Source organism: Ereboglobus luteus, from assembly GCF_003096195.1.
Classification (GTDB): domain Bacteria; phylum Verrucomicrobiota; class Verrucomicrobiia; order Opitutales; family Opitutaceae; genus Ereboglobus; species Ereboglobus luteus.
Genome location: NZ_CP023004.1, coordinates 3,621,603 through 3,634,109 on the forward strand (window position 1 = coordinate 3,621,603; position 12,507 = coordinate 3,634,109).

7 protein-coding genes are annotated in these 12,507 nt (G+C 59.6%); 5 read left to right on the forward strand and 2 right to left on the reverse strand.

The window, feature by feature from the left end:
* Positions 1-52 precede the first annotated feature (52 nt).
* Both hisF and CKA38_RS13220 read left to right on the forward strand, forming a co-directional pair.
* Positions 53-814, forward strand: a complete 762-nt coding sequence (hisF, locus tag CKA38_RS13215) for an imidazole glycerol phosphate synthase subunit HisF (protein WP_108825910.1) — start codon at positions 53-55, stop codon at positions 812-814.
* 122 nt (positions 815-936) lie between these two features.
* Positions 937-2,328: a class II fumarate hydratase gene (locus CKA38_RS13220; protein WP_108826589.1), complete on the forward strand. Its 1,392-nt coding sequence runs from the start codon at positions 937-939 to the stop codon at positions 2,326-2,328.
* 85 nt (positions 2,329-2,413) lie between these two features.
* Here the strand turns inward: CKA38_RS13220 and CKA38_RS13225 are convergent, their stop codons facing one another.
* On the reverse strand, positions 2,414-3,901 hold the full coding sequence (locus CKA38_RS13225; RefSeq protein ID WP_108825911.1) for a CobW family GTP-binding protein: 1,488 nt from the start codon (positions 3,899-3,901) through the stop codon (positions 2,414-2,416).
* 104 nt (positions 3,902-4,005) lie between these two features.
* Between CKA38_RS13225 and CKA38_RS13230 the strand changes: the two genes are divergently transcribed.
* The 3 genes from CKA38_RS13230 (at position 4,006) to CKA38_RS13240 (ending at position 11,314) form a co-directional block, all read left to right on the forward strand.
* The gene (locus CKA38_RS13230; RefSeq protein WP_192881138.1) at positions 4,006-5,280 is read left to right on the forward strand and encodes a glutamate-5-semialdehyde dehydrogenase; all 1,275 of its coding nucleotides are present in this window, start codon (positions 4,006-4,008) and stop codon (positions 5,278-5,280) included.
* A 100-nt stretch (positions 5,281-5,380) separates the two neighbouring features.
* On the forward strand, positions 5,381-7,846 hold the full coding sequence (locus CKA38_RS13235) for an MG2 domain-containing protein (RefSeq protein ID WP_108825913.1): 2,466 nt from the start codon (positions 5,381-5,383) through the stop codon (positions 7,844-7,846).
* A 315-nt stretch (positions 7,847-8,161) separates the two neighbouring features.
* Positions 8,162-11,314, forward strand: coding sequence for an alpha-2-macroglobulin family protein (locus CKA38_RS13240; RefSeq protein WP_161554911.1), 3,153 nt, complete (start codon positions 8,162-8,164; stop codon positions 11,312-11,314).
* Positions 11,315-11,710: 396 nt separating this feature from the next.
* On the opposite strand, the gene ruvA is transcribed toward CKA38_RS13240, so the two are convergent.
* On the reverse strand, positions 11,711-12,322 hold the full coding sequence (gene ruvA, locus CKA38_RS13245; protein WP_108825916.1) for a Holliday junction branch migration protein RuvA: 612 nt from the start codon (positions 12,320-12,322) through the stop codon (positions 11,711-11,713).
* Between the last annotated feature and the right edge of the window lie 185 nt (positions 12,323-12,507).

The following is a 12,507-nucleotide window of genomic DNA, read 5'->3' on the forward strand; positions in this document are numbered from 1 at the left end:
CGCGCAGGCTTTAGCATTACATCATTACAAACTAATAATCCTGATTTTCACAATGCTTTCAAAACGAGTCATTCCCTGTCTGGATGTCAAAAACGGGCGCGTCGTCAAAGGCGTGCAGTTCGAGCAGCTTCGCGACGCCGGCGATCCGGTCGAGTGCGCCAAGGCTTACGATGCGCAAGGCGCCGACGAACTCGTCTTTCTGGACATCACCGCCTCGTATGAGGAGCGCAACATCATGCACGATGTCGTCGCCCGCACCGCGGAAAAATGTTTCATGCCCCTCACCGTCGGCGGCGGACTTCGCACGGTCGATGACATTGAGAAAATGCTCAAATCGGGTGCGGACAAGGTTTCGCTCAACACCGCCGCAATCAAAACCCCGCAGCTCGTTGCCGACGCGTCAAACCGGTTTGGCAACCAGTGCATCGTCGTCGCCATCGACGCCAAACGCGAACCCGATGGCAAGACATGGCGCGTTTACACGCACGGCGGACGCAACCCGACCGAACTCAACGCGGTTGCCTGGGCGCGCGAGGCCGTCGCGCTCGGCGCGGGCGAAATCCTCCTTACCAGCATGGATTGCGACGGCGTGCAAAATGGCTACGACTGCGCGCTCACCTGCGCGGTGAGCGACGCCGTGACAGTGCCCGTGATCGCCAGCGGCGGCGCGGGAAAACTGGAGCACTTTGCCGAGGCAGTGACGGAGGGGCACGCCAGCGCCGTGCTCGCCGCGAGTCTCTTCCACTTCGGCACGCTGAGCGTCCCGCAAGTGAAAGGTTACCTCGCCTCCTGCGGCATTCCCGTAAGGCTGTAACTTTCAAGTCGGTCCAAAATCGCGAGGCGCGTTCGGCGCGCCCGATGTTAAGTTTTTGGCAAACAGCGACAAAAACGGGCTTCCGCTTTGATTTTTTTGCCAAAGCGGTTATTGGTTTATCCATGCGTATTGAAAGAGATTCCATGGGCGAAATGTCCGTTCCGGACGAAACACTCTACGGCGCGTCCACCCAGCGCGCGTTTTTGAATTTTCCGATCAGCGGGCGTCCGCTGCCCGAGAGTTTCATTCGGGGCCTCGCGCTTGTGAAGTTCGCCGCAGCCGCCGCCAACGAGCAGCTCGGGCAGCTCTCACCCGAGAAATCGCAACTCATCCAACAAGTCGCGCAGGAGATCATCCAAGGGGAGCACATCGCGCACTTTCCACTCGATATTTTCCAGACCGGCTCGGGCACCTCGACCAACATGAACATGAACGAGGTCATCGCCAACCGCGCCAGCCAGATAACGGGCAATCCGATCGGCTCCAAAAAACCGCTTCATCCGAATGACGACGTCAATCACGGCCAGTCGTCCAACGACGTCATTCCCACCGCCCTGCATGTTTCGGTTGCGCTTGCGTTGCACGCGCAGCTCGTGCCCGCGCTCAAGCACCTGCACACCGAGCTCGACGCAAAGGCGCGCGCCTTCGACGGCGTTGTGAAAATCGGGCGCACGCACCTGATGGACGCCACGCCCGTCACGCTCGGGCAGGAGTTTTCGGGTTACGCCGCGCAAGCCAAGAAGGCCGCCGACCGCGCGGAAAAAGCCATCGCCTGCCTGCGCGAACTTGCGATCGGCGGCACCGCGGTTGGCACCGGCATCAACACCCATCCTGAATTTGCCGCGACAGTCTGCCGCATTCTCACGGAACGAACGGGCATCCTTTTCTACGAGGCGGAAAACCATTTCGAGGCGCAGGCGGCGCGCGACGATTGTGTTGAGGCCGCCGGCCATCTCAGCGCCATTGCCGCGGCGCTCACAAAAATCGCAAACGACATCCGGCTGCTCGGCTCCGGCCCGCGCAGCGGCCTGCAGGAAATCAAACTTCCCGCCACGCAACCCGGCAGCTCGATCATGCCGGGAAAAGTCAATCCCGTGATGAGCGAAATGCTCGTGCAAGTCTGCATCTACACTCAAGGCATGGCCAACATTGTAGCCATGTGCGGACGCGACGGACACTTCGAGCTCAACGTCACGCTTCCGCTGATGTCCTACGCGCTGCACGACTCGATTCGGTGCCTGGCCGCCGGCGCGCGACAGTTTGCCGACGCCTGCGTCAAGGGCATCGAGGCGGATCCCGAGCGCTGCCGCGAACTTGTTGACCGCTCGCTCATGCTCGTGACCGCGCTCAATCCCCACATCGGCTACGATGCCGCGGCCGCGGTTGCGAAAGAGGCGTATTCAAAAAATAAGACATTGCGCGAAGTCGTCCTCGAAAAAGGCCTGCTCGACGCCGCCACGCTCGACCGCGCCCTCGATCCGACAACCATGGTCCGGCCCGGCGCCAAGCAATAGACGTGACTCGGACTGCCTGGTCCGCCTCCGAAAAACGGCGGGGGAACTGAAGGCAGACTTGGCAGTCCGCGCTACTTCGCATCGCTCACGCCAGGCACTTGTTGAAGCCTTCGTTGAGCGCGGTGCGGTCCAGGTTTTTGCCGATAAAGACAAGCGTGTTTGCGCGCGTCTCGCCCGCGGCCCATTCGCGATCCATCTTCGCGTCGAAAAGCATGTGCACACCCTGGAAAACGAGGCGGCGGTTCGCGCCCTTCACGCTGAGCACGCCTTTCATGCGGTAAATGTCGTTGCCCTTGGTGCGCAGCAATTCGCTGATCCACGCGTTCAGGCGCTGGCCGTCGAGGTCGCCGGGCGTGTTGATGCCCACCGACGAAACATCGTCCTCGTGCGAATGCGTGTGCTCGAAATCGCGCTGCCAGTCCGGGCGCACATTGTCGTCCTCGCCCGCGCCCTCGGGATAAATGTGCAGCGGATGCTCGCCGCAGCCCTCGAACACAAGGTAATAACCGGGCTCGGTGACAGTGAACTTAAAATGCCCGTGCTCATGCTCGCCGAGATGCAGGCGTTGAAGCGTGTCGCCGGGCGTGAACGTGTCACCGTCGCGCACATTGTTTTCCCAATCGGAAAACGTGAGCACCGTGGTTTTCACCACCGCCTCGATATCCGCCTCGTCGAGCGATTTCACCGGCGCAACAACGACATCGAGCTCGCCCGGATTGCCGTGGTGATGATGGTGGTGATGCTCGTGCCCGCCATGTCCGTCGCCGTGTTCATGCTCATGGTCATGGTCGTGATCGCAACCCTCATGCCCGTGCTCGTGGCAATGGCAGTGGCCGATCACGAGCTTGTGCGTGCCGGCGGGAAGTTTGTAAGCGCCGGCCCACTCGAACGGATAACTCGGCTGGAGAAATTTCGGATCGACCGACAGTGCGCGCGCCGGATCAAAGCCGGCGATGTTGATGACGGCGTCGAGCGGCACGTCGCAATTTTGGGCGCGATAAATCTTAGCCGCGGCGTTCATGGCGTGAATGCGTTTTTCGAGCGAGTCGAGTTCGGCGGCGGCAATGAGATCGGTTTTGTTGAGCACGAGCACGTCGGCGAAGGCGATTTGTTTTTTCGCCTCGGGCGAATCGTCGATGTGCCGGAGTATGTGCGCCGTGTCCACGATGGTCACGATCGCGTCGAGACGGAAGTTCGCGCGCATCTCGTCGTCGGTGAAAAACGTCTGCGCCACGGGGCCGGGATCGGCGAGGCCGGTGGTTTCGATGATGATGCCGTCGAGCCGGTCCTTGCGCTTCATGAGGCGCGTGAGGATGCGGATCAAGTCGCCGCGCACCGAGCAGCAGATGCAGCCGTTGTTCATCTCGAAAAGCTCCTCATCGGTCTGGACGACGATCTGGTTGTCCACGCCCACCTCGCCGAATTCGTTTTCGATGACGGCGAGCTTTTTGCCGTGCTGCTCGGTGAGAATGCGATTGAGGAGCGTGGTTTTGCCCGCGCCGAGAAATCCGGTGAGGACGGTGACGGGAATGGGCGCGGGCGCGGTGTTCGTGGAATCTGCGGAATTGCTCATGAAGAAAGCATAACAAACCCGTCCAGCCCGCCGACGCAAGCGCGGCTTCCGCTCTCCGCTTGCATGTGGGGCGCGCAACGCTAAATTGCATGCTTTTCAACATCATGTCCGCCGATCTCGCACAACTCGTCACCACCATCGCCCAACGCGCCCGCGCCGCATCGCTCGCCCTTGCCACGGCGACGCCCGAACAGAAAAACGCCGCGCTCACACGCCTGGCCGAGTTGATCGCCGCTTCACAGGACGCGCTTCTCGCCGCCAACGCCCGCGACCTCGCCGAGGCGAAAAACAACGGTTTGACCGACGCGCAAATCGACCGGCTCACACTCACACCCGCGCGCATCGCCCAGCTCGTCGAAAGCGTGCGGCAGGTTGTCGCGCTGACCGATCCGGTCGGCGAGGTATTGGAGGATGCCACGCGTCCCAACGGCCTGCGCATCCGCCGCGTCCGCGTGCCCATCGGCGTGATCGGCATCATCTACGAGGCGCGCCCCAACGTCACCATCGACTGCGCGATCCTCTGCCTCAAGAGCGGCAACGCCTCGATCCTCCGCGGCGGCAGGGAAATCTTCAACACCAACACCGCCTTCGCAGCGCTCATCCCCGACGCGCTTCGCCACGCCGGCCTGCCCGCCGACGCCGTGCAGCTCATCCCCACGACCGACCGCGCCGCGCTCAACACGCTGCTCAAGCTCGACCAATACGTGCACTGCATCATCCCGCGCGGCGGCGAGTCGCTCATCCGCTTTGTCACCGAAAACGCCACCGTGCCCGTGCTCAAGCACTACAACGGAATCTGCTTCGTCTATCTGGACGCCGCGGCCGACGCCGACATTGCCGAGCGCGTGACAGTGAACGCAAAAACGAGCCGCGTCTCCGTCTGCAATTCCGCGGAGCAACTCCTCGTGCACCGCGACGCGGCGGAAACGCTGCTGCCCCGGGTGGCGCGCGCGCTGGTCGCCAAAAACGTCTCGCTCCGCTGCGACCCCGCGAGCGCGGCCATTCTTGCAAGGGAAAATATTCCTCACACCGCCGCGACCGAGGCGGATTATCGCACCGAGTTTCTCGATTACGTTATGGCCGTGCGCGTGGTTGATTCGCTCGAAACCGCCATTGCAACAATCAACCGCGACAGCTCCGCGCACAGCGACGCCATCATCACGCGCGACGAGCCGACAGCCCGCCGCTTCCTCGCGGCCGTGGACAGCGCCGCTGTTTTCTGGAACACCTCCACGCGCTTCAACGACGGCTTTGAGTTCGGTTTCGGCGCCGAGATCGGCATCAGCACCGACCGCCTCCACGCCCGGGGCCCCATGGGCCTGCGCGAACTCTGCAGTTACAAGTTCCTGGTCGAAGGCACCGGCCAGGTGCGCGAGTAGGGTGGTTGGTTCGGGGAAGGGCAGGGGCGATGTCTGCGATTGTCTTTGTGATTAAGAAAAGCGAAAGTCGCGCGTCTTCTCATCAGACACTCCTCGCCTCATGAAATTCCCCTCAATCACTCGTCGCCTCGCATTGTTATTTTTCGTCGTAGTTTTTTCGCAGGCTCCAATCGCAGGCGCGGACAAAACATACGAAGCACAACTGGCCGAGGCGCGACGTTTCGACGATGAAAAATCCTGGGCGCTGGCACGCGACGCCTATGGCGCGGCGCTCAAGCTCGCGCCCGACGACGAGGCAAAACGCTGGTGCGAGTTGTGGCAGGCGCGAGCGGAGTGGCGGGCGAAAGGCCCCAAAAACTGGTCTGTGCAACACAATTTTGATGAGAAACTGAACGAGTGGATTTCCCCTTATCAAACAAACGAAAGGGACTCCGGCGCAAATGTGGCGGGCAAGAATGCGGTTCGTGCGAAGGATGAATTTTGGCTAGGCATCGTGGAATGTTGCATGGAGGCGCGCCTTGAACATTCAGAGCGTGGAAAACTTTGGGATTTGCGACGGGAGACGCTTGATTATTTGGCGTCGGCAACGCCGTCCGAAAAAGCAAATGCACGACTCATGGCGTTTGTTCGGGGCATGAATTATTTCAGAAACTCATCTTCCTCGGATGAGCCTGAAGCCAAGGCAAGGTTTGCCGAGGTGCTTGGCCACATTGCCCATGCCGGGGTGTTGCCGAGGGAAGACAGGGCTTGGTGTGCATTGGCGAGTTATGGTTTGAGCGAGCCTGATATTGCCGCGCGCCACATGAGGGTTCTCGCAACATTATGCGCGGACACCCGTTATGAAGCGGCCGCCAATGCGTTGATTTTTTCCAAGGAAATGCGGTGCCGCGATGCGAAAACGATTTTGAATGCGGTGACTGCCAATCGCGAGATACTTCGCGATGGCTATGCGGGTTTGCTGGAGCGGGCGACACAGCTGCGCGCTAAATTACCGAAAAAAACGCAAGATCACGTTTTTCTGGCCGCAACCGATGCGTTGAACGATTTGATCGGACAGTGGAAATTCCCCTATTTACGCGGTCACATGGCATCCACTTTTGGCACCGCGGATCGGGTGCAATTCAGCGTGGGCACGGCGCGGGTGCGCAATATCAAGGCGGATCTCCACTCTTACGACCTGACAACTTACCGCGCGCTGCTGGAAATGGAGGCGGGCTTGGATAAATTGCAAGGGACAGCTTTGCTTGAGAAATACCGTGCGGTGCCGGGCGTGCGATTGTTGCGTTCGATGCCGTTGTTTGTCTCGCCGCCAGAGGATTCGTTTGCGTGGCAATCGGAGGTGTTTCACTTGGAGCAGCCGCTTGAGCCGGGTTTTTATATGCTGGCCTTGTCCGGCGATTATGGAGACGGAGAGACGGTGGCGAAGCTTTGCCATTTTGTGGTTTCCGACGTGCGTGTGGTTGGCATGACATCGTCGAATGCGATGATTGATTTGTATGTGCTCAACAAACACGACGGCGCGCCCGTGGCGAATGCTGAAGTGAACATGGACGCCTATGCTTCCAAATGGCAGCACTCGCGGAATGGCGATAGCCGGATCGTTCAGTCATGGACGGGGCGAACCGATGCGGACGGACATTTGCGGCTGGCCGCATCGTCAAAAGAAAACGATTTCGCAACCATTGTTGCGGGCGGACACCCGGTGGTGACGAGATACTTGCGAACCCATGTTCGTAATTATCAGGACGACACCAAGTTCGTGGCGGATTTGTTTCTCGACAGGCCGCTCTACCGCCCGGGCGAAACCGTGCATTGGAAAATCATCGCGAGGGAGCGCAAGGAGGGACGATTCGATGTTTGCTCACTGCCCGCAACAGTGTCGGCTTCGACGATCAACGCCGAGTTTTTGAAAGATGAACCTATAAAGTTTAATTCGTTTGGCACGGCGCATGGAAAATTTGTCATTCCCGAAAGCACGCGTCCTGGCGATGCTCGCTGGAGGCTCAAGCTGGGCGACAAGGATGCGCATTTACGCGGTTCCTTCGGGGTGGATAATTTCACTCCACCTGCGATGCGGGCGAGTATCGAGCTGGCGTCATCCTCAGAATCGGTGAGACCGGGACAGGAAATGACGGTGCGATTTAGCGCCCGATACTATTCCGGCGGCGCGGTGGTTGGCGCGCCGGTTGAGTGCACGATACGTCCGGATTTTGACAGATTTGATTATTCCGAGGGATCGGAGGCTGCCCATCGTGAATATGAGGAGTGGAAGATGTCGCAAGGGCGCCGATTGTTGCATGGTGTCACAAACGCCGATGGCGAGGCAGAATTTCTCTTGTCACTGCCAAAGACGGTGCCCGCTGGCACCATATTATATGTGCTTGCGGAGGCAAAGCCGGAGGGAATGCCGGACATTCGCGCGGAAGCGGGATTTTGCGTGAGCGAGACAGGGGTGTTTGCAAATCCCCGCACCGAAACACATCCGCGACTGGTCGGGCCATCCAAGGAAAATGTGTTTTGTTTCGATATGGCGGATGCAGCCGGGAAACCGTGCGCCTTTGAATGAAAAATCGTTTTTTCGGAACGCCGCTGGCTGGAAATTTGGCTCGATCCAGAGGGGCGCGAGGTGCGTGGCGCCACACTGGCTGAAGCCAGAAAAATCGAGGCGGATCGGCGCAAAAATTTACCCCGTGAATTTCATGACAACAACGGCTGGTATTACAACGACGGCTGGACGTGCGATCTCATGCCGGATGGGTGGAAAAAGATTTTTGCGGATTATGTGATCACACCCGTTTCCGAACAGCGCGTCTCCTGCGGAGCGGACGGATGCATCGAGGCGAAATTCAAACCTCCGCATGAGGGCATTTTTGAGGTGCGTGTGGAGAAGGAGGGCCGCACGCTCATATCACAAAAGGGAACCCTGCAATGGAACGGAGGGAGAGTTGACTTTTACCGACAGCCCGCCGAGATGCGGCAAGGGCAATGGGTTTTTGTCGCCGCCGACGAAACGACAAAAACGCTAGCGTTCAAACCGGATGAAGCACTCATCCTCGGACTTGAAGACTATCGCGGTGAGAAAGCGCTAAAGGCGTTGGTTGTGCTGCCGGAAAACTGCTCCGATGCGTATTTTTCAGTTGCGGGTGAACAACAGGTGCTCACTCGACGTCTCAAGTTTTCGGACAGAACGGGCGTCGTCATTTTTGATGAAGCTCCAAAACTGATGTCGGCAATGCAGGCGGCGGTTTTTGATTTCAAAAATGATGAGACGGTTGCCAAAGCTAACGTGTCAGTTGCTGACGTCCGCACTCAAATTGCACTGGAAATTAGTCCGGGCTCGAAAAAGCAACGTCCCGGGGAAAGTGCTCGCGCGGACATCGTGGCGAAAGACTCCACAGGCAAACCTGTATCCGTGGAACTGACGCTGGCCGCCGCCGACAACGCGCTGGTCGAACTGAGGGGCGCGCGGTATTCGCAAACTCACGCCCCAGTGTTTTCGTTGTTCAAAAACTCGGTGCATATAAACTGGCACGCATCGGATTCCGGGCGTGAAAGGCATACAGTTTCTCGCAGTGCCGATCCTCGGGATGGCGCGCTCATTCTGGCAATGTTCGGAGGCGGGAAAATGAATGGCGAATTAATTTGGGATAAAAATCCCGGAATAATCCAAGTGGATTCATTTACCCAGCAGATGACTCCACCTCCGCCATCGGAATCAGACAGGGTGGGGAACAGTATGGGGGCTGCGTTTGATCTGAGGGATTTGGATGACGGGCGCGTTTGCAAAGACGGAACCGACGGCATCCGCCTGCGCCGGCATTTTGCGTGGACTGCGTTTTGGGAACCGGAATTGCTGACGGACAAGGACGGCCGGGCGTCGGTGAACTTCACTTATCCGGACAACCTCACGCAGTGGCGCATCGCGGCATACGCGGTGGGCGAGGATGGGAACACGTTTGGCACCGCTCAGGTGATGACGCGCACATCGCTGCCGTTGCAGGCGCGCGCGCAGGCTCCACGATTTTTAATTGAAGGCGACGAGGCGGCATTGTCGGGATTGTTTGTCAATCGCACGGACGCGGATTTGCGGGTGTCGGCAAACATGAAGGCCACTGGCGCGGTGGACTTGGTTTCCGCTCAGCGAGATGTCTTCGTGCCAAGGCAGGCCGAGACGCGCGCATCGTGGCAGGCAAAGGCGCGCGGGCCGGGCGAGGCCGTGATCTCACTCACCGCCAAAGCAGGTGCGGAATCGGATGGAATGGCTCAGGAAATACCCGTGCTCGAAGACGGCATTCGCCAGGATATGGCGGCGTGCGCACGGCTGGCAGCGGGCGAGGGGAGGGCGTCGATGACGCTCGCGCTACCGAATCCGCTCAATCACGAACGGCTCGCCGCGGAGGTTATCGTGGCGCAAGGCCGGGCGGATGTGATGATCAACGCGCTGCCGTATTTGATTGATTATCCGTATGGCTGCGTGGAGCAGACGATGAGCCGGTTTTTGCCGGCAGTTGTTGTGAAGAAGACGCTCTGCGATTTCGGTTTCGACGCGGGCGCGGTTGAAAAACGGATACTCGCTCCTGAATCGGATGCGGCGAAAGCCCGACGCGAGCGCTCGGCGGGTTTGCAAAAACTGGACGATGTGGTGGCAAAGTCGCTTGGTAGTTTGCGCGAGGCACGACACTATCGAGAGGGTTTCGGCTGGTGGCCAAACAGCCGTTCATCGGATTTGTGGATGACCGCATACGTGGCGTGGGGATTGCAACTCGCGAGCGAGGCGGGCGTCACTGTTGATGAACGATGGCTCGATGATGTCAGGAAAGTGCTGGCGAAAATGATTCAACGACATGAAAACGTCGATGACCGCCTGGCATGGGCTTTGTTTGTCATGGCGGAGGTTCCGACATTTAAGATCGCGATGAAAGATTTTGGGGCATTGAAGAAAACCTATGCGCGCGTTTATGCCGCGCGCGAAAATTTGTCTGCATCGGGGCGCGCGTGTTTGCTGGCGGCGTCGGCGCGCTGGGGCGCGGATGCGGAGCGGGCGGTGTTGTTGCGCAATTTGAAAAACGGCATGCAACGCACGGCGCACGGCGTGCATTGGGGCGCGACGAACGGCTACTGGCGCGCGACCGAGGGCGCGGTGGAATCGACAGCGCAGACGGCGATAGCGCTGATGAAAACCGACCCAGGCAACGCGCTACTGGAACCGGCACTCGACTGGCTCGTGATGAATCGACGCGGCAACGGCTGGCAGAATACGCGCGCGTCCTCCTTCGCAGTGCTGGCGCTCGCGCGCGCGGCGGCAAGATCGGGCGACGAAGCGTTTGAGGGAGGCGTCGATGTGTTTCTCAACGGGAAAAAATTGAAAAGCGTGATGTTCTCGAAGAAGGCATTGCTTGCGGGGGCGACGCGTGTGGCGTTGCCGGCGGCGTTGTTGCGAAGCGGGGACAATCGCATCGAGCTAAAGCGGAGCGCGGCAGGGAAGGGTGATGTTTATGCGACGGCACTGGCGTCAGCCTGGGCGCGCGGTGACAGTGTGAAACCGGAGGCCAATTTGGTGTCGGTGGCGCGCGATTTCAGCGGACGCCGCATCGAGCCGACCTTGGGCGGCGATGGGAAATTGCGCGCGACGGCGATGGCGGAAACCGGAATTGCACAGACGGGCGACGAGGTGACCGCGCGCGTGGCGTTATCCGTGCCGGATTCGCTGGAATATATGATGGTCGCAGTGCCAAAACCGGCAGGCTGCGAACCTCTTAATCCGCTGAACGGCTGGGATGCGGAACTGATTCAAGTGAGTGCAACAAATGATTCAACGCCACCCGTGAGCCGCCGCATTTACCGCGAGGAGCACGATGATCACAGCGCGTTTTTCCTCGATCATGTCGAGGCGGGCGAATGGGAAATCCGCTTCGCCATGCGCGCGGTCACGCCGGGCGATTTCCGCGCGCTGCCGGTGAAGGTCGAGGCGATGTATGTGCCGGAAATTCGCGCCAACAGCGACGCTCGTCGCGTGCGGATCGAGGCGAGGTGATGCGGTGAAAAAACAATGGGGTTCGCGCGGATGTGCCGGTTTCATGCGAGTGAATCGTAATGCTGCGCCCCCGCGGGCTTTTCCTGTCGGAACAGTGGATGTCTTGCGCAGGGCGCATTTCAAAATCGCGCAAGGCGCGAAGGGACGCTTGCGCAAGGAGCGGCGCGCGTCCCGCCGCCGGACGAGGCTGGCGGCCTCGCCTTTCGGCTGTGAGCGTGCGAATACAAACGCGCAGATGAGGTCATTTTGTATTCGAAAATCGGATACGCGAGGGGCGCTCGCTTTGCTCGCGTCCGGCAGCGAGACGCAGCCACTCCTTGTCGCACGCGTGAGTTCGTCAAAATTTTAAGATGCACCCACTGCGCACAGACAGGAATGTCCGTGCTACCTTGCGGATTAACCGAGCGCTTTTTTGATGAGTTGCTCGGTGGTGGCCTTGGGGCCGAGGGCGAGGTTCGCGCGGCGGATGGCTTCATCGGCGGCGGCGGTTTTGTAACCGAGCGCGGCGAGTGCGAGCACTGCGTCGCGGATGCGCGAATCGCCGGCGGCCTGGGGCTCGCCGGAGGCGTTTGTCGCGATTGGCGAATCACCGGTCGCGGTGCCGGTTCCGAGTTTGCCGCGGAGTTCGACGACGAGGCGCTCGGCGGTTTTTTTGCCGATGCCGGGGCATTTTGAAAGGGTCGCGATGTCTCCCATGCGAATCGCCGACTCGAGCGAGGCGAGCGAGAGCTTGCTCATGATTGTGAGCGCGCTTTTGGGGCCGATTCCGCTCACATTGTTGATCATGAGCTGGAAAAAATCGCGCTCTTCGGTGGTTGCGAACCCGTAGAGCGTTTGCGAGTCCTCGCGGTAGATCGCCACGGTGTGCAGTTTCACATTGGAGCCGGCGGCGGGGAGTTTTTCGGCGGTGGTGACGGGGATGTTCACGCCGTAGCCAAGGCCGTTGATTTCGATGGTTGCGTGGAGCGGTGTGGCGGCGGCGAGTGTGCCTTGGATTGAAACGATCATGTGGAATGTTGAGTGCGGAATGGCGGCGGACGGGAGAAAGGAGCCGAAGCGCCTGAATCTTAAACTTGGAGTTTAGGGATTATCCTGAATTAAGGGTTTCGGATTTTTTAACCACGGAGAGCACTGAGAGGCACGGAGAAATTCGGGCGAAATCGACGGGGAATTCTGCTCCCACCTCCGTGTAT